Source organism: Paraburkholderia piptadeniae (assembly GCF_900007165.1).
GTDB classification, from domain to species: Bacteria; Pseudomonadota; Gammaproteobacteria; order Burkholderiales; family Burkholderiaceae; genus Paraburkholderia; species Paraburkholderia piptadeniae.
Window position 1 is genome coordinate 40,237 of sequence record NZ_CYGY02000013.1, and the last position, 21,699, is coordinate 61,935.

A 21,699-nucleotide genomic window follows, 5' to 3' on the forward strand; every position below is an offset into this window, starting at 1 on the left:
CCGTCCTGCTTTTCACTGCATTACTGCTGCGGCGTCGGTTCCGTCTGTGCCGCTTCGTTCAGGAGTGCCTTCGCCGACAGACGCACACGACCCTTCTCGTCCGTCTGGATGACCTTGACCTTCACTTGCTGGCCTTCCTTCAGGTAGTCGTTGATGTCCTTGATGCGCTCGTTGGCGATTTCGGAGATGTGCAGCAGACCGTCCTTGCCCGGCAGCAGGTTCACAATCGCGCCGAAGTCCAGCAGCTTGAGCACCGTGCCTTCGTAGATCTGGCCCACTTCGACTTCAGCCGTGATGTTCTCGATGCGCTTCTTCGCTTCGGCCATGCCTTCGCTGCTCGTGCTCGCGATCGTGACGACGCCGTCGTCCGAAATATCGATCGTCGTGCCCGTTTCTTCCGTCAGGGCACGGATCACCGAACCGCCCTTGCCGATCACGTCGCGGATCTTTTCCGGATTGATCTTGATGGTGATCATGCGCGGCGCGAATTCGGACAGTTGCGTGTTCGCACCCGAGACGGCCGCCGTCATCTTGCCGAGGATATGCATGCGGCCTTCCTTCGCCTGCGCGAGCGCGACCTGCATGATTTCCTTCGTGATGCCCTGGATCTTGATGTCCATCTGCAGTGCCGTCACGCCGTCAGCCGTGCCCGCCACCTTGAAGTCCATGTCGCCGAGGTGATCTTCGTCGCCGAGAATGTCCGTCAGCACAGCAAACTTGTTGCCTTCGAGGATCAGGCCCATCGCGATGCCCGCGACGTGTGCCTTCATCGGCACGCCGGCGTCCATCAGCGCGAGGCAGCCGCCGCACACCGATGCCATCGACGACGATCCGTTCGACTCGGTAATCTCCGACACGACGCGGATCGAGTAGCCGAACTCGTCCGCGGTCGGCAGGCATGCGACCAGCGCGCGCTTCGCGAGACGGCCGTGGCCGATTTCACGGCGCTTCGGCGAGCCGACGCGGCCCGTTTCGCCAGTCGCGAACGGCGGCATGTTGTAGTGGAGCATGAAGCGATCGCGGTACTCCCCTTCGAGCGCGTCAATGATCTGCTCATCGCCCTTCGTGCCGAGCGTCGCGACGACAAGCGCCTGCGTCTCGCCACGCGTGAAGAGCGCCGAACCGTGCGTACGCGGCAGAACACCCGTGCGGATTTCGATCGGGCGAACGGTGCGGGTATCGCGGCCGTCGATACGCGGCTCGCCGTTCAGGATCTGCGAACGGACGATCTTCGCTTCGATGTCGAACAGCACGTTGCCGACGGCTGCCTTGTCGGCTGCCACGGTGCCCGCCGCTGCCGCTTCTTCTTCCAGCTTTGCCTGCGTCGCTGCGTAGATTTCCTTCAGGCGAGTCGAGCGAGCCTGCTTGTCGCGCGTCTGGTAAGCCGCAGCCAGATCGGCATAGGCGATTTCGTTGACGCGCGAGATCAGCACTTCGTTCTTCGGCGCCGGCTGCCAGTCCCACTCAGGTTTGCCGCCTTCACGAACGAGTTCGTGGATCGCGTCGATGGCCGTTTGCATCTGCTCGTGACCGAACACGACCGCGCCCAGCATCACGTCTTCCGGCAGTTGATCCGCTTCCGATTCGACCATCAACACCGCGCGCTCCGTACCGGCGACGACGAGGTCGAGGCGCGATTCCTTGCTTTGCGTGCGGGTCGGGTTCAGCACGTACTCGTTGTTGACGTACGCGACGCGCGCAGCACCGACGGGACCGTTGAACGGCAGGCCCGACACGGCGAGCGCAGCCGACGCGCCGATCAGCGCGGGGATGTCGGCCGGGACTTCCGGGTTGATCGACATCACGTGCACGACGACCTGCACTTCGTTGTAGAAGCCTTCCGGGAACAGCGGGCGCAGCGGCCGGTCGATCAGGCGCGAAATCAGCGTTTCGCCTTCCGACGGACGGCCTTCGCGGCGGAAGAAGCCGCCCGGAATCTTGCCTGCCGAGTAGGTCTTTTCGATGTAGTCGACGGTCAGCGGGAAGAAGTCCTGGCCCGGCTTCGCCGTCTTCGCGCCGACGACGGTCGCCAGCACGACGGTATCTTCGATGTCGACGAGCACGGCACCGCCCGCCTGGCGGGCAATCTCACCCGTTTCCATGCGAACCGTGTGCTGGCCCCACTTGAACTCTTTGACGACCTTGTTAAACATAGACATTTGTCCTCCTTGATCTTTTAGTCATGCCGCGCAACCCCGTTGAACTGTGGCCGCGCGGCACCGTCAGGACCGAAGCCTTTCGGGTAGAGGAGTGTTATGCCATTCCAGAGAATCGCGTGGACGCCTCCACTTGCACGCGAACCGCTGGAATGACACAGCGCCCTACCCTGAAGCCCGGTTTTGTTTCGTTTTGCCCGCGACGCAACCAGCGCGCCAGACGGGTGATTCGATGGTAAACCTCACACGAAGCGTACCGTCGAAAAACAAAATGCCTGTATCAGCGGAACTGACACAGGCATCTTGCTGACAGAAAGTCCGATGCGTCCGATTACTTACGCAGGCCCAGCTTCTCGATCAGAGCGCGGTAACGGTCAGCGTCCTTGCCCTTCAGGTAGTCGAGCAGCTTGCGACGACGGCTCACCATGCGCAGCAGACCGCGGCGGCTGTGGTGATCCTTCGTATGGGCCTTGAAGTGAACCGTCAGTTCGTTGATGCGCGTCGTGAGCAGCGCGACTTGAACTTCGGGGGAGCCGGTGTCGTTTGTGCCACGTGCGAATTGCGCGACGACGTCGGATTTCTTGATTTCAGCTACGGACATGTTGATTTCCTTTGAATCAAACAGGCGGTCACGGAAGAAAGGCCGTGCCGTGGGGTTACATCAAAACGAGTCGCGTATTGTATCACAGCCGGATCATCCGGCGAAGCCCGCCGTTTAGGGCTGTGCTTCCGGCGGGTCCGAGCGCCGTTTTGCGGTCGGTTTTGGGCTCATCCACACGGGCTCACGCGGACTCGTTCAGGGCCGCTTCATCCGGCACGTCGTAACCGGAACGGTGCGCTCGGGCGGCAGCGCCAGCACGGTCCGGAAGCCGTAATGCGAGCCCTCGTTGTCGAAATGGACGCCCGGCGTGCCGGCCTTGTCCATCTCCATCACGTAAAGGGGCTGGATCAGCTGATGATCGTCGGCGCGCATCCACGACGCGTGAAAGCCGTTGTCGTACTTCATGCCTTCCAGCATCTTCGCGACCTTGTCGGGCTGAGCGCTGCCGGCGCGGCTCATCGCCGCGGCCAACATTTCGATCATCAGCGGCATGCGCAGCACCGGGTAGTCGTCCTGCGCAGCCGGGAAACGCTGGCGAAACGACGCGTACCACGCATCCGATGCCGCGCCGCCCGCGTTCGGGTGCCAGTCGGCGACGGCGATGACGCGCTTCACGCCCGCATCGCCGAGCGCGGCCGGCGCGCCGAGGCTGTTGCCATAGAACGTGTAGAACTTCGTGTCGACGCCCTGCTCGCGCGCCGCCTTGACGAGCAGCGTCAGATCGTTGCCCCAGTTGCCCGTGATCACGGCGTCGGCGCCGCTCCCGCGGATTTTCGCGATGTACGGCGCGAAATCCTTCACGCGGCCGATGGGATGAAACTCGTCGCCGACCACGGCGACATCCGGCCGCTTCGATGCAAGCGCCGCGCGCGCCAGCGTGCTCACGTCATGGCCGAAGCTGTAATCCTGATTCAGCAGATAGACCTTCTTCACCGACTTGTCGCGCTGGATCACATCGGCGAGCGCGTCCATCCGCATGCCTGCGTGCGCGTCGAAGCGAAAGTGCCAGAAGCTGCAGTTCGCGTTGGTGAGCGCCGGATCATCGGCCGAATAGTTGAGGAACAGTTCGCGATTGTCCGGCTCGCGCGTGTTCTGCTTGTCGATCGCGGACAGAAGCGCGGCGGCCACGGCCGAGCTGTTGCCTTGCGCGATGAAGCCGATGTGCCTGTCGGCGGCCGCGCGCAATTGCACGAGCGCCTCTTCCGCGCTGCCCTTGCTGTCGAGCACGACGAGTTCGAGAGGATGCGCGCCGTCCGCGAGCTTCACGCCGCCGCGCGCGTTGACCGTCTCGACTCCAAAACGCAAATTGCGCTCGACGGCCGCGCCCGCGTTCGCAAACGGACCGGACATGCCTTCGATCATCGCGATGCGGATCGGCGCTCCCGGCGGCACGTTCTGCGCATGCACGTTTGCCGCCGGCAACGCTGTGATCGCGGCCACGGCAAGCGTCATCGCTGCCACTGCCGCCCTGGTCGATTTTGTTTTCATCGGCGCGTCTCATCTGTCGATCGAAGCGCGGATCATAGGACGGCGCGTCGCCCACGAGCAAGCGAATACGCGTCTCGCCGAACGCAAGGCCCGAAAATCTTTTGGCCCGACGCGTGTCAAAATATCTGTTCGCAATGAACTTGCATGGGACGGGAGAACCGCGAGAGCGTCAACTCCTGTCGACAGCACAATAACAATCAACCATCGAACGCCATCGGAGGTGTCATGTTCAACCGCCTTTCATCCGTCGCGCCGACGATGCCAGGCTTGCGTACGGCGCGCGGCGCGCTGACCGTTCTCGTTTGCGCGGGTGTCGTCACGCTTGCCGGGTGCGCGCAGCCCTGGCAGAACTATCAGGAAGGCGCGGACGCGTCGACGATCGTCGCGCGCCTCGGACCGCCGCGCGAAGTCTACGATCTGCCGAACGGCGGCAAGCGCCTGATGTGGCCGACACAGCCGATGGGCGAAACGACGACGGCCGCCGACGTCGACGCGTCCGGCAAGATCGTGAACGTGCGGCAGGTGCTGCAGCCGAACGAGTTCTATCGCGCGGAAATCGGCAAATGGACGCGCGACGACGTGCTGGTCAACTTCGGGCGCCCCGTCGAAACGAACTATTTCCCGCTGATGAAGCGCGAGGTGTGGACGTATCGCTATCAGGAAGACAACGTCTGGTACATGATGTACAGCTTCTATTTCGACAACCAGGGCATCCTGCGCCTGACGCAGAAGACACCCGATCCGCTGCACGATCCGGATCGGCGCAACTTCTTCTGAAGCCACCTCCTCTCCGAGCCAACAACGAAAAGCCGCCCTTCGAGGCGGCTTTTTCATGGAACGGAGCCAATAAAAAACCCCGCCGCAGCGGGGTTTTTCGATGCGATCTATCGCAACGAACGCGCGGTCAGATTTCCGCGCGCTGCGGATTCAGCTTGTCCTGGCCCGCGTACAAACGGTTGAGCGCCGAGATATACGCCTTCGCCGATGCAGCGACGATATCCGGGTCCGTACCCACGCCGTTCACGATGCGCCCCGCCTTCGACAGACGCACGGTCACTTCGCCTTGCGCCTGCGTGCCCGTCGTGATCGCGTTGACGGAGTACAGCAGCAGTTCCGAGCCGCTGCCCACTTCGGTTTCGATCGCGTTCAGCGTCGCGTCGACGGGACCGTTGCCGTTCGCCTCGCCGACCACTTCCTTGCCTGCAACCGAGAACACGATGCGCGCATGCGGCCGCTCGCCCGTTTCCGAATGCTGCGACAGCGACACGAACTTGTAATGCTCCTTCTCCTGCGCTTCCGCCGACTCTTCCGCGACGATCGCGATGATGTCCTCGTCGAAGATTTCTGCCTTGCGGTCCGCCAGTTCCTTGAAGCGCTGGAACGCGAGGTTCAGTTCGCTTTCGCTGTCGAGCGTGATGCCGAGTTCCTGCAGACGCTGCTTGAACGCGTTGCGCCCCGACAGCTTGCCAAGCACGATCTTGTTCGCCGTCCAGCCCACGTCTTCGGCGCGCATGATTTCGTAGGTGTCGCGCGCCTTCAGCACGCCGTCCTGATGGATGCCCGACGCGTGCGCAAATGCGTTCGCGCCGACCACGGCCTTGTTCGGCTGCACCACGAAACCCGTGATCTGCGACACGAGCTTCGACGCCGGCACGATCTGCGTCGTGTCGATGCCGAGATCGAGGCCGAAGTAGTCCTTGCGGGTCTTCACAGCCATCACGATTTCTTCGAGCGACGTGTTGCCCGCGCGCTCGCCGAGACCGTTGACCGTGCACTCCACCTGACGCGCGCCGCCGATCTGCACGCCCGCGAGCGAGTTCGCCACGGCCATGCCGAGGTCGTTGTGACAGTGCACCGAAAAGATCGCCTTATCCGAATTCGGAATGCGCTCGCGCAGCGTCTTCACGAGATTGCCGTACAGCTCCGGCACGCCATAGCCAACGGTATCCGCGATGTTGATCGTCGTTGCGCCTTCCGCGATCACGGCTTCGAGCACGCGGCACAGGAAGTCCATGTCCGAGCGGCTGCCGTCTTCCGGCGAGAACTCGACGTCGTTCGTGAACTTGCGCGCGAAGCGCACGGCCAGCTTCGCCTGTTCGAGCACCTGCTCGGGCGACATGCGCAGCTTCTTCTCCATGTGCAGCGCGGACGTCGCGATGAACGTGTGGATGCGGAAGTGATCGGCGGGCTTGAGCGCGTCGGCGGCACGCTGGATGTCCTTGTCGTTCGCGCGCGCGAGCGAGCAGACCGTGCTGTCCTTGATCATGCCGGCGATCGTGTGGATCGCGTCGAAATCGCCGTTCGAGCTGGCGGCGAAGCCCGCTTCGATGACGTCGACTTTCATCCGTTCCAGTTGCTTCGCGATGCGGATTTTTTCTTCCTTCGTCATCGACGCACCGGGCGATTGCTCGCCGTCGCGCAACGTCGTGTCGAAAATGATGAGCTTGTCTGCCATCTCAGGTCTCCAGGGGGATTCGGTTGGTTTGAATCAGGAAAACGGAATTCGAGTGTTTGCGCCACCACCGCAGGCGACGCTAAACAACGAACGAGGCAAACGGAGGGCGAAAACGATCAGCGCGGCAGGCGCGCTAGAGCTAGCGAGCTTAGTAGCTTGCCGGCTTGAAGAGACAGGAAGGGGAACTTGAAAAGTGCCATGCCAGCGACTATAGCGGCAATCCCGAAAACGCGCAATTGAGGCTAACCAGGGCGGCCATAGGATTTGCCATGCCCGGCGATCGCCACAATCCCGTTCACGTCGCGAGGTGAACCGGCGATACAAACGGGCAGACGAATCAGCGGCCACGAACCGACAAGAAAAAACGGCAGCCCGAAGGCTGCCGTTCCGTTTCCATTTCACTGCGCCGCGCGTGAGCGCCGTCAGTTCGGACGCTGCGACGAGCGTGCCGGATTGCCCATTCCGCGCATCGCGCGGTACGCCCAGAACACGTACCCGGAAAAACCGTACAGCACGAAGAGGCCGAACAGCATCAACGGCGGGTCCGACGATACCAGCACGAACGCGACCACCACCAGCAGGATCGCCGCGAAAGGCACGCGATGGCGCACGTCGAGCGCCTTGCCGCTGTAGAACGGCGCGTTCGACACCATCGTGACGCCCGCGTAGATGGTCAGCGCGAACGCGACCCACGGCAGCCACACGAGCTTGAGCGGCACGCGGTTGTCGGTGGCTAGCCACACGAAGCCCGCGATCAGCGCGGCTGCTGCCGGGCTCGGCATGCCCTGGAAGAAGCGCTTGTCGACGACGCCGATGTTCGTGTTGAAGCGCGCGAGACGCAGCGCCGCGCCCGAGCAGTAGACGAACGCCGCAAGCCAGCCCCAGCGGCCGAGATCCTTGAGAATCCACTCGTACATCACGAGCGCCGGCGCGACGCCGAACGACACCATGTCCGACAGGCTGTCGAACTGCTCGCCAAATGCGCTCTGGGTATGCGTCATGCGCGCGACGCGGCCGTCCATGCCGTCGAGCACCATCGCGACGAAAATCGCGATCGCCGCGACTTCGAAGCGTACGTTCATTGCCTGCACGACAGCGAAGAAGCCGCAAAAGAGCGCGGCCGTCGTGAACGCGTTCGGCAGCAGATAGATGCCGCGCTTGCGCAGGAATTGCTGGCGCGCGGCGCGCCGGCTGTCGATCACGGCTGATTCCGCGACGACAGGCGGCTTGTTGCGCCGGAACGGACGCGGCTGCGGCGTACCGCTGCTGCGAGGACGACGCGATTTGAATGCGGCCATCGAACCCTCCCTGTGCCGCTTATAGCTCAGCCAGAATCGTGGACGACGCCGACACCTTCTCGCCGATCGACACACGCGGACGGCTGCCCATGGGCAAATACACGTCGACGCGCGAACCGAAGCGGATGAAGCCATAGCGCTGACCGCGCGTCAGCGGCTCGCCCGCTCTCACGTAGCAAAGAATGCGCCGCGCGATCAGACCGGCGATCTGCACGGAGGTCACGGTCGCGCCGCTCGCGGTTTCGATGACAATCGCGTTACGTTCGTTTTCCGTCGACGCCTTGTCGACAGCCGCATTCAGATACGCGCCCGGAAAGTACTCGACCTTCGAGATCGCGCCATCGACGGGCGAGCGCTGCGAGTGCACGTTGAACACGTTCATGAACACGCTGATCTTCAGCGCTTCGCGGTTTGCATACGGATCATGCGCGGTTTCGACGGCGACGATGCGGCCATCGGCCGGGCACAGCACCGCGTTCGCCTGGGTCGGAATGGGACGGGCAGGATCGCGGAAAAACTGCACGATGAAGATGACCAACAGCCAGAAAATCCAGGCAATGCCGAACCCTGCGACGAAGTGGATCAACAACGCAACGACGACCGCGACGGCGATGAACGGCCAGCCTTCGCGCGCGATGATCGGATGGGGGTAATTCATAAGTGGGTTCAGTCTTTTGGAAAACCGTAGGATAGCAAAAGCCGTCCAGGGTTCAGCACACCTGGACGGCTTTTTGATGCTTCCGGCGCATTTCGTGCGCCGGAGTGCGAAAAACAGGCAGATTAGTTCTTCGACTGATCGACCAGCTTGTTCTTCGCGATCCACGGCATCATCGCGCGCAGCTTCGAACCGACCTGCTCGATCTGGTGCTCGGCCGTGATGCGGCGACGCGACTGCAGCGTCGGCGCGCCGGCGCGGTTTTCGATGATGAAGCTCTTCGCGTACTCGCCCGTCTGGATATCCTTCAGGACTTCCTTCATCACCTTCTTCGTTTCAGCCGTGATGATGCGCGGACCCGTCACGTACTCACCGTACTCGGCGTTGTTCGAGATCGAGTAGTTCATGTTCGCGATGCCGCCTTCGTAGATCAGGTCGACGATCAGCTTCAGTTCGTGCAGGCACTCGAAGTACGCCATTTCCGGCGCATAGCCCGCTTCGACCAGCGTTTCGAAGCCGGCCTTGATCAGGTCGACAGTACCGCCGCACAGCACGGCCTGCTCGCCGAACAGGTCGGTTTCCGTCTCTTCGCGGAAGTTCGTTTCGATGATGCCGGCACGGCCGCCGCCGTTCGCCGCTGCGTACGACAGCGCGATGTCGCGCGCCGCGCCCGACTTGTCCTGCGCGACCGCGATCAGGTGCGGCACGCCGCCGCCGTTCTGGTACGTGTTGCGCACCGTGTGACCCGGCGCCTTCGGCGCGATCATGATGACGTCGAGATCCGCGCGCGGGATCACCTGGCCGTAGTGCACGTTGAAACCGTGCGCGAACGCGAGCGCCGCGCCCTGCTTGATGTTCGCGGCGACTTCCTTCGCGTACACCTCGGCGATCTGCTCGTCGGGCAGCAGCATCATCACGACGTCCGCGCCCTTCACGGCTTCCGCCACTTCCTTCACCGCGAGGCCAGCGTTCTCAGCCTTGCTCCACGATGCGCCGCCCTTGCGCAGACCCACCGTGACGTTCACGCCGCTTTCCTTCAGGTTCAGCGCGTGAGCATGGCCTTGCGAGCCATAGCCGATGATGGTGACCTGCTTGCCTTTGATGAGGGAGAGGTCGGCGTCCTTGTCGTAGAAAACTTTCATGTCTGTTCCTTGGCGAAATTCAGAAAAATTCAAAGCTGCGTGTGTGTGCTGCCTGGGCCCGGCGGATGACGCGACGCCAGGCCCGGATCGAACCGGCTTTTGTGGCTCGTCATCAAACCTTCAGGATACGCTCGCCGCGTCCGATGCCCGAACCGCCCGTGCGGACCGTTTCGAGAATCGCGGTGGCGTCGAGCCCTTCGATGAACGCGTCGAGCTTCTCGCTCGCGCCCGTCAGCTCGATCGTGTAGGTCTTCTCGGTGACGTCGATGATGCGGCCGCGGAAAATATCCGACATACGCTTCATCTCCTCACGTTCCTTGCCGACCGCCCTTACCTTGATCAGCATCAGCTCGCGCTCGATGTGGGCGCCCTCGGTCAGGTCGACCACTTTCACCACCTCGATCAGGCGGTTCAGATGCTTCGTGATCTGTTCGATCACGTCGTCCGAGCCAATGGAGACGATGGTCATGCGCGACAGCGAGCGGTCTTCCGTCGGTGCCACCGTCAAGGTTTCGATGTTGTAGCCGCGTGCGGAGAACAGGCCGACAACGCGCGACAGCGCGCCCGGTTCGTTTTCCAGCAGGACGGAAATGATGTGTCTCATGTTCGCTTCTTCCAGATGTCGATGCAGGCGATGCGCGCCCTTATGCGATTTGCCGCCGCTCCATCCGCTCCCGCCTTTTGTGAAGACGCGCATGACGAAGCCGGCGCACAAACGCGCTCGTTATAGATCTTCCGACCCGAGGAGCATCTCCGTGATGCCCTTGCCGGCCTGAACCATCGGCCAGACGTTTTCGGTCGGATCGGTCTGGAAGTCGAGAAACACCGTGCGATCTTTCAGGCGCAGCGCTTCCTTCAGCGCCGGCTCGACATCCGCGGTCTTTTCGATGCGCATGCCGACGTGCCCGTACGCTTCGGCGAGCTTCACGAAATCGGGCAGCGCATCCATGTACGAATGCGAATAGCGCTTGCTGTATTCGATCTGCTGCCACTGGCGCACCATGCCCAGATAGCGGTTGTTGAGCGAAACGATCTTGACGGGCGTGTCGTACTGCTTGCAGGTTGACAGCTCCTGGATGCACATCTGGATCGAGCCTTCGCCCGTGATGCAGACGACGTCGTCGTCCGGATGCGCCATCTTGACGCCCATCGCCGCCGGCAGGCCGAAGCCCATTGTGCCGAGGCCACCCGAGTTGATCCAGCGGCGCGGCTTGTTGAAGCGGTAGAACTGCGCGGCCCACATCTGATGCTGGCCCACGTCCGAGCACACGAACGCGTTGCCGTCCGTCAGCTCCCACAGCTTTTCGACCACGTACTGCGGCTTGATGATTTCGCTTGCGCGGTCGTACTTCAGGCAGTCTTTCGAGCGCCAGCCTTCGATGTCCTTCCACCACGCGGCGAGCGCTTCCGTGTCCGGGCCATGCTCGGCCGTCTGCAACTGCTCGATCAGCTCCTTCAGCACTTCCTTCACGTCGCCGACGATCGGAATGTCGACCTTCACGCGCTTCGAAATCGACGACGGATCGATGTCGATGTGAATGATCTTGCGCGGACGCGACGCGAAGTGAGCGGGATCGCCGATCACGCGGTCGTCGAAGCGCGCGCCGATCGCGATCAGCACGTCGCAGTGCTGCATCGCCATGTTGGCTTCGTATGTGCCGTGCATGCCGAGCATGCCGAGGAATTTCTTGTCCGAGGCGCGATAGCCGCCGAGACCCATCAGCGTGTTCGTGACGGGATAGCCGAGCAGATCGGCGAACTGGTTCAGCTCACGCGACGCGTCCGCGAGAATGATGCCGCCGCCCGTGTAGATGTATGGGCGCTTCGCGGACAGCAAGAGCGCGACGGCCTTGCGGATCTGGCCCGAGTGGCCCTTCGTGACGGGGTTGTACGAGCGCAGCGATACGCTCTTCAGCGGCTCGTACTGGCAAGGCGCCTTCGACACGTCCTTCGGAATGTCGATCAGCACGGGGCCGGGCCGGCCGGTACGGGCGATATAGAAAGCTTTCTTGACGGTGGCGGCGAGATCGCGCACGTCCTTCACGAGGAAGTTGTGCTTCACGCACGGACGCGTGATGCCGACCGTATCGCACTCCTGAAACGCATCCTGGCCGATCGCGGCAGTCGGCACCTGGCCGCTGATGATCACCATCGGGATCGAGTCCATATAGGCCGTCGCGATGCCCGTCACCGCATTGGTGACGCCGGGGCCGGAGGTCACGAGGCACACGCCGACCTTGCCGGTCGAGCGCGAGTAGGCGTCGGCGGCATGAACCGCGGCCTGCTCGTGGCGCACGAGGATGTGCTGGAACTTGTCCTGCTTGTACAGCTCGTCGTAGATGTAGAGTACCGAGCCGCCGGGATAGCCCCAGACAAACTCGACGTCTTCGTCGGCCAGTGCCTTCATGAGCACGGTGGCGCCGATCGAGTCAGCTTCGTGAGGGGGTGTGGTATCCGACGTGGAGAATTCCGCGCTGGGCATATTCATCGTTCACCTTTCGAATTTTCGGCAAAAAATTGATCGGGTGCTCTCTGCCGGGCTTGTGGCTCGGGTTCAAGCGGCGCGTCCAGTTTGACAGGCGAGCTTCTTGGGCTCGACTCAAATGAGACAAGTCACTTATGTTGCGAACCGTAGACAATATCTACGATGCGTCCAATGGTCAAGCAAATATTTCCATGATTGACGGCGACTGCCCTTCCGTCGTCCACTTCTGACCGCTTTGCCCAAGCTCATGAAGGATGGATAAAGCTCGACCGAAGGCTGGATGCAAGCCGCACGGTTGCCGCGTTTTTTCCCGATTCGCGCGAAAGTTTGTTAGCATCCGCGAGTTTTACGACATTTTTCGACCGATTCCGCGCACACTCGCTGCGCCGACCCCCAACGGATGGCATCAGACAAGGAACTCGCCGATTTTCTGGCGGGCGTCGAAAGGCGCGCGTTCAAGCAGACGGTCTACGCCGTGCGGGACGATGACGCGTCGCTCGACATCGTGCAGGACGCGATGATCAAGCTCGCCGAAAAATACGGCGACCGCCCTGCCGCCGAACTGCCACTTTTATTTCAGCGTATTCTCCAGAATGCGATGCACGACTATTTCCGTCGGCAAAAGGTGCGCAACACCTGGGTGACGCTGTTCTCGTCGTTAGGCAATGCCGAAGACGAGGACTTCGACCCGCTGGAGACGTTCGAAAGCCAGGACGGCGCAACGGGCGCGGAAAGCGGCGAGCAGCAGCTCGAGCGCGAGCAGGTGCTGCAGTTGATCGACGACGAGATCCAAAAATTACCGGCACGTCAACGGGAAGCGTTTCTGATGCGTTACTGGGAAGATATGGATGTCGCTGAGACTGCTGCCGCGATGGGCTGCTCGGAAGGCAGTGTCAAAACCCACTGCTCGCGAGCCACGCACACGCTGGCGCATGCGCTCAAGGCCAAAGGAATCACGCTATGAGCTCCGCTCTCGAAATAAAAGAAATCGAGTTTGCGCGGCAGCTTCGCCGTGCGCTCGACGAAAACGCTGCCCGCATTCCGACCGCCACTACCGACCGGCTCGCCGCCGCGCGCCATGCCGCGCTCGCCCGCAAGAAGCCCGAAGCCGTGCATGCGCCCGCCTTCGTGCCTGTCTTCGTCGGCGCCGGCACGCTGGCGGGCATGCCGCAACCGGAAGCGTCGCGCCGCCTGCCGCGCCTGCGCAAGCTCGCGCTCGCGTGGCCGCTGCTTGCGCTCGTCGTCGGCCTCGCGGGCATCGCGTGGTGGGAAGACCACCAGCGCACGGCCGAACTCGCCGATATCGACGCCGCCATGCTGAGCGACGACCTGCCGCTCAATGCCTATCTCGACCACGGGTTCAACGCGTATCTGACGCGCAACCACTGACCGCGGAGATTTGACGGGTGAGTTACAAGCGCGGCCTCGCCGTTGTGTCCGGATGCGTGATCGCAGCCCTAGTGTCATTCGCCGCCACCTTTCCGCGCTTCTATCCGACACCCACGCCGGCCGCGGCGCCCGCCGCCGCCGGCGCGCCCGCGAAGCCAGCGGCCGCCCCCGCGCTGACCGTCGAACTGCCTGCTCTGCCGACGTCGAGCAGCCCGCTTGCGTGGGCGAAGCTGACCAGTTCCGAGCACGTGGCACTCGCGCCTTTCGCGTCGCAGTGGGACGGCTTCAGCGAAGAACGCAAACGCAAGTGGCTGAAAATCGCGTCGCGCTACCCGAAGATGACACCCGAAGCGCAAAAGCGGCTCCACGAGCGGATGACGGAATGGGTGCGCATGACACCCGAGCAGCGGCGTGTCGCGCGCGAGAACTACCAGGTGTCGAAGGAACTGCCGCGCGAGGCGCGTCAGAACGCGTGGAAGGCGTATCAGCAACTCTCCGAAGAACAGAAGCAGAAGCTCGCCGCGAGCGAGCACAAGCGGCGCCCCACTGTCGTCAGCGCGCCGCCTTCCGGCAAGTCCGAGATCAAGGACATCAACCGTCTCGTCAACGGCAAGGACAAGCTCGCGAGCGTGCCCCTGCCGCCGGCAGCGGGTGCATCGGCGGGCGCGGCGGGGGGCATGGCGCCCGCGCCGGGCGCGCCTGCCGTTCCCGCCGCCGGCAGCAGCTTCGTTCCGGCGTCGCCGACGCCCGTCTCGCCTTCCGACGCGCCGTCGATCTTCAACGGCTCATAATCTCCCGCGAGCCCGCGCCGCGGGCTCTTCAACGGCAACCGAGGCCCCGCCCGTGTCCACTTCCGTCGACTCCGCAGCCCTGCCGCCCAAGCCCGACTCCCCCGAAGTCGCCGCGCCCACCGTGCGCAGGCGTCTTGCGACGCTGATGTACGAAGGCGTGCTGCTGTTCGGCGTGGTGTTCTTCGCGGGTTATCTGTTCAGCACGCTCACGCAGCAGCGCAACGGGCTCGTGCATCACAACTGGCTCGCGGCGTGGGTCGCTCTGGTGGTCGGCGTGTATTTCGTCTGGTTCTGGACGCACGGCGGACAGACATTGCCGATGAAGACGTGGCGGCTGCGCGTCGTCTGCGCGAGGGATGGCGAGCGCCTGTCGGTGCCGCGCGCCGTTCTCCGCTATGTGTTCGCGTGGCTGTGGTTCATGCCGCCGCTCGCGCTGCATCCGCTGCTCGGGCTCGCCGTGCCGCAAACGTTGATCGTGGCCGCCGTGTGGTTCGTCCTGTACGCGGCCATAGGCCGGCTCGGCGCGAGCCGGCAGTTCCTGCACGACCGCCTGGCCGGCACGCAGATCGTTTCATTGTCGCGCTGACGCGTTGGGCTGCGATCAAAGGTCTTCGCCGCTGCCCACCCTCCTGCTTTAGCGCACGCTTACGCTCGCCTCACGCGCGCGGCGTCCACGACCGCGCCTTCTCACTTCGATGCACACCGCCCAGGCGCGCGCACATGCAAGCGCTGCCGCCAACACTCACGGCCGCGCCTTCTCCTCGCGCCCCGGCGCATTCATGACCACGCGCCGGCCGCGCAGGCGCGCGAGCATCGTTTGCGGATTCAGCCGCGTCTGCTGCAGGAACACCGCGACGACGATGATGAGCCCCTTCAGCACCAGCTGCGTATTGCTGTCGATGTTGTTGAGCAGCAGGATGTTGCCGAGAAAGCCGAAGATCAGCACACCCGCCACCGTCCCCGCGATCCGTCCGACGCCGCCCATCAGGCTCGTTCCGCCGATCACCACGGCCGCGATCGCATCGAGTTCCCAGCCGACGCCCGCATCCGCCTTCCCTTGCCGGTACTGCGCCGCGTACAGCACGCCCACCAGCGCCGCGAGCATGCCAGAAATCGCATACGCGGCGATCTTGTGGCGATCGACCTTGAGCCCCGAGATGCGCGCGCACTTCTCGTTGCCGCCGATCGCATACAGGTACTTGCCGAACACCGTGCGATTGAGCACGAAGTCCGCGATCAGCGCGATCACGATGAAAAAGAGCGCGGGCACGGGCACGATACCGAACAGCAGCGCGCGCAGATTTTCGATGTCGGTGGTCGCGTTGCTGCCGCTGTAGATCGAATAAACGGCCGTATCCTGTCCTGCGACGAGCCGCGCGACGCCCATCACGCCGACCATCGCCGCGAGCGTCACGATGAACGGCTGCATGCGTCCGCGCGTGATCATGAAGCCATTGAGCGCGCCGATCGCGAGGCCCGCGAGCGGCACCATCCAGAGCACGGTCAGCAGCGACACCTTCTGCGGCAACTGATGCCACGCGTAGCCGCACGCGATCAACGCGACGAGCGCGGCGACACCCGCGCGAACGGCGCGATGCCGCTCGCCTCGCGGTCCGCCTACATGAACGCCAGCATGAGCGCCTGCATGCGCGCCGCCCGCATGCAATCCCGCACGCATGCGCCGCACGAACATGCCGCCCGCCATATAGACGACGGCGAACACGCTCGCGGCATCGAGTGCGAGCGACGTCCACGAAGCCGCGTTGCTGCCGGGCGTGGTGAGCAGGATCGCGGTGAGCACACTGCCAAAGCCCATCACCGAGCCGACGGACAGATCGATGCCCGCCGTGATGATCACGAGCGTCATGCCGACCGACATCACGCCGACGTTCGCCACCTGCCGAAACACATCGGAGAAATTCGCCGACGACAGAAAGATATTGCTGCCGTCCGCGGCATGCGGCGAAGTCAGCGCGCCGAGCGCGAGCAGCACGATCAGCCCGAGGTAGTACTTCACGTTCGTCAGCCACGCGCGCAGACGCTGCTGCCGCGTGTCGGACACTGCGTTCATCGGATGTTCATTGGTCTTCAGCATGTTCGGGGCTCCATCGGCATCAGGGCGATGCCAGCTTCACGAGTTCATCGGCGGAAAACGCTTCGCGTTCGAGCACGCCTCGCGCGCGCCCTTCGCAGAGCACGAGGATGCGGTCGCACATCAGCATCAGTTCGTCGATCTCCGAACTCGCGACCACCACCGTCAGTCCGCTGCGCGCCGCCTGCAGGATCTGGCTATAGATTTCGGCCTTCGCGGCCACGTCGACGCCGCGCGTCGGCTCGTCGAGCAGCAGAATCGCGGGCTGCGTCATCAGCCACTTGCCGATGATGAGCTTCTGCTGATTGCCGCCCGAGAGCGTCGCGACGGGCTCCGACGCGCCGCCGTGCTTCACGTTCGACGCTTTCGCCTGCGCGGCCACGCATCGCGCGACCGCGCGAGGCCGATAGAACGGAAAGCCTTCGATATGCGCGAGACTCGGCAGCATGAAGTTCGCCTCGACCGACTGATCGACGACCAGCCCGTCCTTCTTGCGATCCTCGGTGACGAACGCAACGCCCGCCTCCACGGCTTCCGCCGGCGTTCTGAACACACGCTTGCCGGCACCGATCGCGATTGCACCCGATATGCGATACGGGGACACGCCATACAGCGTTTCGAGTATCTCCGTCTTGCCCGCGCCGAGCAGGCCCGACAAACCGAACACCTCGCCGCGCCGCACCTCGAACGACACGCCGTCGACGACGGGCCGATGCTCGCCAGAGAGCGTGAGATCGCGCACGGCAACCATCGTGTCGGCAGCCGCGCGCACTTCGCCGGACTCGCGATGCGGCGCGACGAAGTTCTTGCCGATCATCATCGACACCAGCTGTTCCGCCGATTCGACGCGGCTCATCGGCAGCGTCGCGATATGGCGGCCGTCGCGCAGCACGGTCACGCGGTCGGCGAGATCGAACACTTCGTGCAGGCGATGGCTGATCAGCACGATGCCCATGCCGCGCTCCCGCAACGCGCGCACGAGCACGGCGAGCGCATGCGTTTCGGTGTCGGAGAGCGCGGAGGTCGGCTCGTCCATGATGAGCACGCGCGCGTCGGCGAGCAGTGCCTTCGCGATCTCGATCAACTGCTTTTCGCCGATCCGCAACGCGCCGACGAGCGCATCCGGCGACGGCCTGAATTGCAGTTGCGCGAGCACGTCGCGCGCTTTGGCCCGCATCGCGCGATGATCGGGAAAGCCGAAGCGCGTCGTGATTTCCTTGCCGAGAAAGAGGTTGTCGACGACGGAGAGGCTATCCACCAGATTCAGCTCCTGGTGGATGATCGCGATTCCGGCATCCATCGCATCGGCCGTGGTTCTAAAATCGGTGCGCACACCGGCTACATCGATAGAGCCAGCATCGGGCAGATACAGGCCGCCCAGTATCTTCATCAGGCTCGACTTGCCCGCGCCGTTCTCGCCGACGAGCGCATGCACTTCGCCCGCCATGATGTCGAAATCGACGTCGGTGAGCGCGGGACTGCCGTTGAACGCGATCGAGATGCGCGTCGCGGCGACAAGCGGCGTCGCGCTCGCTGGAGCGCGCTGCTGCGCGACAGGTGGATCGAGACTGGTTGCCGTCGGCGTCATGAATTCCATCCGCTGCATCTTCGTGGGTGGTGTGAAGTGGTATGAAGCACGCGCAACGTTCGTGGCGACCGTTGCGCGCGCTTCACGTCGACTCGTGTGCGCCGGCTCAGCTCGCGACGAACTGCTTGGCGTTGTCGGCGAAGATGCCTTGCGTCGGCATGATCACCTTCTTCGGGACCTTTTCGCCGCCGAGCATCTTCAGCGCCTGGCGAAGCGCTTCGCCGCCCGGCGTCGGATAGACGAACGTGGCCGTGAGAATGCCCTTTTCGACCCATACGGCGCCTTCGTTCGGCAGCCCGTCCGCGCCGACGAACTTGATCTTCTTCTCGACCCCTGCGTCCTTCGCGGCGAGATACGCGCCATACGCCATCGGATCGTTGTGCGCGAACACGAGGTCGACCTGCGGATTCACGCGCAGCACCGTCTTCATGTAATCGTAGGCCTTGTCCTGCTTCCAGTCGCAGTCGACGCGCTGCCCGACGATCTTCAGCCCCGACTCCTTGCCGACGAACGACATCATGCCGTCGTGCCGGTCATGCGAAGCCTGCGTGCCGAAGCCGCCCCACACCTCGACGATGTTGCCTTTCGCCTTGCCCGCGCCGCCTTGCGTCTTGACGATGAACTCGCCGGCGCCCTTGCCGATCAGCACGTTGTCGCCGCCGACGAACTGCGTGTACTGGTCGCCGTTCACCTCGCGGTCGAGCACGAACACGGGGATGCCCGCCTTGAACGCCTTCTCGACGACGCCCGTGAGCCCCGCCGACTCCTTCGGCGAGATGAAGATCACATCCATCTTCTGCGCGATGAAGTTCTCCATGTCGGCGTTCTGCTTGTCGGTGCGGTCGTTCGCATCGGCAATGACGAGCTCGACGTTCGGATGCTTGGCGGCCTCGGCCTTCATGTCCTTGTTGAACTGGACGCGCCACGGCTCGACGGTCGTCACCTGCGAAAAGCCGAAGCGGTACTTCTTGCCCTGCGCGTGCACATAGCCGGCTTTGATCATCAGCCCGGCGAAAGGCGCCGATACGAGCGCGCCAGTAATCAGACGGCGATTGCGGTTCATCTTTGTGTCTCCTGTCGATCCAGAGTCCGGCGCTTTCGCGCCTTGCACTGGTCCCATGCAAGGTAGTTGCTGTCATTGCGCATTGCGTGATGCGCGGTTTGTGCTTCTCCTGCTCCGCTGCCCTGCTGCTGTTACTGCTGCTGTTACTGTTTTGGCCTGCTCTACCGCGATTGAAACGTTTTAATTACTTCTGGTCTCCTCGAATTCCGACTGCTCGACGGGCACGGGCGCCGTGCTTTCGCGCACCAGCAGTTCGGCCTTGAAGCTCAGATGCACAGGCGCATTGCGCTCGCCGTTCAGCAGCTTGAGCATCAGCTGCCAGATCGCATGGCCGATCGCCTCGACCGGCTGACGGATCGAGCTCAGATACGGACGCAGCACCGACATCCAGGGCGCGTCGTCGAACGACAGCAGCGAGATGTCCTCGGGCAGGCGCAGATCGGCATCGCGGATCGCGCGCAACGCGCCGAGCGTCGTCACGTTGCCGCCCGCGAAGAGCGCCGTCGGGCGCACGGCATTCGACAGCACTTCGAGCGTCGATGCATGGATCTCCGCCGCCGTCATTCCGCATTCGACGACGCGTATATGAGCGTCGAGCCCAGCGCGCTTCATCGCGTCGATATAGCCGTCCGCGCGCTCGCGCGAGTTCACGAGTTCGAGCGTGTTGACGAGAAACGCGATGCGCTTGTGGCCGAGCGCGATCAGATGCTCGGTGCCGTCGAACGACGCCGCGTGGCTGTCCGTCGTCACGGTATCGGCGGGAAAGGAATCGTCGACGCGGTCGGCCATCACGAGCGGCACGTTGCACTCGCGCACTTCTTCGATCGCGTGTTCGTAGCCGCGGCACGGAATGATGATCATGCCCGCCACCTGGCGCGACATCACGAAGCGGATGCGCTCCATTTCGCGCTCGGGGTCTTCGTCGGCGTGCGCCATGATCAGGCGGTAGCCGTGCTCGAGCGCGCGGTTCTCCAGCGCGCGCGCAATGTCGACGAAGAACTGGTTGGTGAGGTCGGGCAGCACGAAGCCGATCGAACTTGGCCTGCCGCGCCGCAAGTCGGCGGCGATGCCGTTGCGGCGATAGCCGAGCCGGCGCGCCGCGTCCCACACGCGCTGCGCGCGCGCTTCGCTCACGCCCGGCACGCCCGACAACACCTTCGACGCCGTGCCCACCGAGACTTCGGCGGCATTGGCCACGTCGCGCAGTGTCGGCAAAAGCCGCTCGGATACGCCCATGTTTCGTCAGCCCCTTTATCGCTGTCCGGTTCGTCGAACCGTTGGTCTTTTGTTCTGATCGTGCGCAGAGATTGAAACGTTTCAGAGGATATGCAATCGCATACATCAGCACAAGACACTCGCGGCCAGGGCTTTCCCGAAGCCCGATCGCGCCCGCAACATTCGCGCATGGCCTGTCGCGTTGCATCGAGCCGACACATCGCGATACGTAATAAGAACTTCTCGTGAATGTCACGGCTTCGTCATCCGGCGATGGCGGAATGCGGGTACTGCAACTCGACGCGTGAGCCATGGACAACAACACGTCCGCGACTTCCCTCTTCCGCCAGACTGGCCCGAGCGTCGATCCCGTCGCTTTCGGCCCCCGCTCTCCCTCAGCTACCCTGCCGCCGATTCCGCATCTGCCGACGCCGCCGTCGCCCTCCGAAAGCCATCACGATGACGATCACGAAAACTCGCATCGCTATCGCACGATCTGGCTTTCCGACATTCACCTCGGTTCGGGCGGATGCCAGGCGACGTATCTGCTCGATTTCTTGCGGCACAACGAATCGGAGTATCTGTACCTCGTCGGCGACATCATCGACGGCTGGCAACTGAAAAAGGGCTGGTACTGGCCGCAGGCGCACAACGACGTCGTGCAGAAGGTGCTGCGCAAGGCGCGCAAGGGCACGCAGGTGGTCTACATCCCCGGCAATCACGACGAAGGGGCGCGCCAGTTCTGCGATCTCGCGTTCGGCGACATCCACGTGCGCGGCGAAGCGTTTCACACGACGCTCACGGGCAAGCGGCTGTGGATCGTGCACGGCGATCTGTTCGACGGTGTGATCCAGCACGCGAAGTGGCTCGCGTATCTCGGCGACACGCTCTATACGCTGATCCTCGTGCTGAACCGCTGGTTCAACCGCATCCGCAGCAAGCTCGGCTTCCAGTACTGGTCGCTGTCGCAATACCTGAAGCATCAGGTGAAGAACGCCGTCAACTTCATCTCGTCGTTCGAGCGCGTGATGACCGACGAAGCGCGCCGCCGCGGCTGCGACGGCGTCGTCTGCGGGCACATCCACAAGGCCGAGATCCGCGAGATCGACGGCGTGCTGTACTGCAACGACGGCGACTGGGTCGAGAGCCTGTCGGCGCTCGTCGAGACATACGAGGGCGAGCTGAAGGTGATCTACTGGACCGTGATCCGCTCGCCGCAAGCGAGCGCGTCGAAGGCCCGCGCGACGGCATGACCGCACACGAACACCACTACGAGAGGGC

At 63.4% G+C, this 21,699-nt stretch carries 19 protein-coding genes; 6 read left to right on the forward strand and 13 right to left on the reverse strand.

What is annotated here, in order from left to right; genetic code table 11:
* Positions 1–20: 20 nt before the first annotated feature.
* The 3 genes from pnp to BN2476_RS06240 all read right to left on the reverse strand — a co-directional run bounded on the left by pnp (position 21) and on the right by BN2476_RS06240 (position 4,245).
* Entirely contained in the window at positions 21–2,159 is a 2,139-nt protein-coding gene (gene pnp / locus BN2476_RS06230; RefSeq protein ID WP_087733292.1) for a polyribonucleotide nucleotidyltransferase, read from the reverse strand.
* 328 nt (positions 2,160–2,487) lie between these two features.
* Entirely contained in the window at positions 2,488–2,757 is a 270-nt protein-coding gene (gene rpsO, locus BN2476_RS06235) for a 30S ribosomal protein S15 (protein ID WP_087733293.1), read from the reverse strand.
* 195 nt (positions 2,758–2,952) lie between these two features.
* Complete coding sequence (locus BN2476_RS06240; RefSeq protein WP_087733294.1) at positions 2,953–4,245, reverse strand: branched-chain amino acid ABC transporter substrate-binding protein; 1,293 nt, start codon at positions 4,243–4,245, stop codon at positions 2,953–2,955.
* 225 nt (positions 4,246–4,470) lie between these two features.
* Here BN2476_RS06240 and BN2476_RS06245 point away from each other — a divergent pair, with 225 nt between their 5' ends.
* Complete coding sequence (locus tag BN2476_RS06245; protein WP_087733295.1) at positions 4,471–5,022, forward strand: hypothetical protein; 552 nt, start codon at positions 4,471–4,473, stop codon at positions 5,020–5,022.
* A gap of 127 nt (positions 5,023–5,149) precedes the next feature.
* Here the strand turns inward: BN2476_RS06245 and BN2476_RS06250 are convergent, their stop codons facing one another.
* The 6 genes from BN2476_RS06250 to BN2476_RS06275 form a co-directional block, all read right to left on the reverse strand.
* Positions 5,150–6,700, reverse strand: a complete 1,551-nt coding sequence (locus BN2476_RS06250; RefSeq protein WP_087733296.1) for a 2-isopropylmalate synthase — start codon at positions 6,698–6,700, stop codon at positions 5,150–5,152.
* 422 nt (positions 6,701–7,122) lie between these two features.
* On the reverse strand, positions 7,123–7,998 hold the full coding sequence (gene pssA, locus BN2476_RS06255; protein WP_087733297.1) for a CDP-diacylglycerol--serine O-phosphatidyltransferase: 876 nt from the start codon (positions 7,996–7,998) through the stop codon (positions 7,123–7,125).
* A 19-nt stretch (positions 7,999–8,017) separates the two neighbouring features.
* On the reverse strand, positions 8,018–8,656 hold the full coding sequence (locus BN2476_RS06260) for a phosphatidylserine decarboxylase (RefSeq protein ID WP_087733298.1): 639 nt from the start codon (positions 8,654–8,656) through the stop codon (positions 8,018–8,020).
* 122 nt (positions 8,657–8,778) lie between these two features.
* Positions 8,779–9,795 (reverse strand): ketol-acid reductoisomerase, encoded by a 1,017-nt coding sequence (gene ilvC, locus BN2476_RS06265; RefSeq protein WP_087733299.1) that lies wholly within the window; start codon positions 9,793–9,795, stop codon positions 8,779–8,781.
* Positions 9,796–9,907: 112 nt separating this feature from the next.
* The gene (gene ilvN / locus BN2476_RS06270; protein ID WP_007588180.1) at positions 9,908–10,399 is read right to left on the reverse strand and encodes an acetolactate synthase small subunit; all 492 of its coding nucleotides are present in this window, start codon (positions 10,397–10,399) and stop codon (positions 9,908–9,910) included.
* A gap of 120 nt (positions 10,400–10,519) precedes the next feature.
* Positions 10,520–12,283: an acetolactate synthase 3 catalytic subunit gene (locus BN2476_RS06275; RefSeq protein ID WP_087733300.1), complete on the reverse strand. Its 1,764-nt coding sequence runs from the start codon at positions 12,281–12,283 to the stop codon at positions 10,520–10,522.
* Between the two features lie 397 nt (positions 12,284–12,680).
* Here BN2476_RS06275 and BN2476_RS06280 point away from each other — a divergent pair, with 397 nt between their 5' ends.
* The 4 genes from BN2476_RS06280 to BN2476_RS06295 are packed head-to-tail and all read left to right on the forward strand — an operon-like array spanning position 12,681 to position 15,046.
* On the forward strand, positions 12,681–13,244 hold the full coding sequence (locus BN2476_RS06280) for an RNA polymerase sigma factor (RefSeq protein WP_087733301.1): 564 nt from the start codon (positions 12,681–12,683) through the stop codon (positions 13,242–13,244).
* Positions 13,241–13,669 (forward strand): DUF3619 family protein, encoded by a 429-nt coding sequence (locus tag BN2476_RS06285; RefSeq protein WP_087733302.1) that lies wholly within the window; start codon positions 13,241–13,243, stop codon positions 13,667–13,669. The genes BN2476_RS06280 and BN2476_RS06285 overlap by 4 nt, the downstream gene beginning before the upstream one ends.
* Positions 13,670–13,686: 17 nt before the next feature.
* Complete coding sequence (locus BN2476_RS06290) at positions 13,687–14,460, forward strand: DUF3106 domain-containing protein (RefSeq protein WP_087733303.1); 774 nt, start codon at positions 13,687–13,689, stop codon at positions 14,458–14,460.
* Positions 14,461–14,512: 52 nt separating this feature from the next.
* The gene (locus BN2476_RS06295; RefSeq protein WP_087733304.1) at positions 14,513–15,046 is read left to right on the forward strand and encodes an RDD family protein; all 534 of its coding nucleotides are present in this window, start codon (positions 14,513–14,515) and stop codon (positions 15,044–15,046) included.
* 156 nt (positions 15,047–15,202) lie between these two features.
* Here BN2476_RS06295 and BN2476_RS06300 read toward each other — a convergent pair whose 3' ends face one another.
* The 4 genes from BN2476_RS06300 to BN2476_RS06315 form a co-directional block, all read right to left on the reverse strand.
* Complete coding sequence (locus tag BN2476_RS06300; protein ID WP_087733305.1) at positions 15,203–16,555, reverse strand: ABC transporter permease; 1,353 nt, start codon at positions 16,553–16,555, stop codon at positions 15,203–15,205.
* A gap of 19 nt (positions 16,556–16,574) precedes the next feature.
* Positions 16,575–18,149: a sugar ABC transporter ATP-binding protein gene (locus BN2476_RS06305; protein ID WP_235850731.1), complete on the reverse strand. Its 1,575-nt coding sequence runs from the start codon at positions 18,147–18,149 to the stop codon at positions 16,575–16,577.
* Positions 18,150–18,246: 97 nt separating this feature from the next.
* The gene (locus BN2476_RS06310; protein WP_087733306.1) at positions 18,247–19,203 is read right to left on the reverse strand and encodes a substrate-binding domain-containing protein; all 957 of its coding nucleotides are present in this window, start codon (positions 19,201–19,203) and stop codon (positions 18,247–18,249) included.
* A gap of 180 nt (positions 19,204–19,383) precedes the next feature.
* On the reverse strand, positions 19,384–20,439 hold the full coding sequence (locus BN2476_RS06315; protein WP_087733307.1) for a LacI family DNA-binding transcriptional regulator: 1,056 nt from the start codon (positions 20,437–20,439) through the stop codon (positions 19,384–19,386).
* A gap of 290 nt (positions 20,440–20,729) precedes the next feature.
* On the opposite strand from BN2476_RS06315, the gene BN2476_RS06320 reads away from it, so the two are divergent.
* Positions 20,730–21,671 carry a UDP-2,3-diacylglucosamine diphosphatase gene (locus tag BN2476_RS06320; RefSeq protein WP_087733308.1) on the forward strand — a complete coding sequence of 314 codons (942 nt, stop codon included), beginning with the start codon at positions 20,730–20,732 and terminating at the stop codon, positions 21,669–21,671.
* The last annotated feature ends 28 nt before the right edge of the window (positions 21,672–21,699 follow it).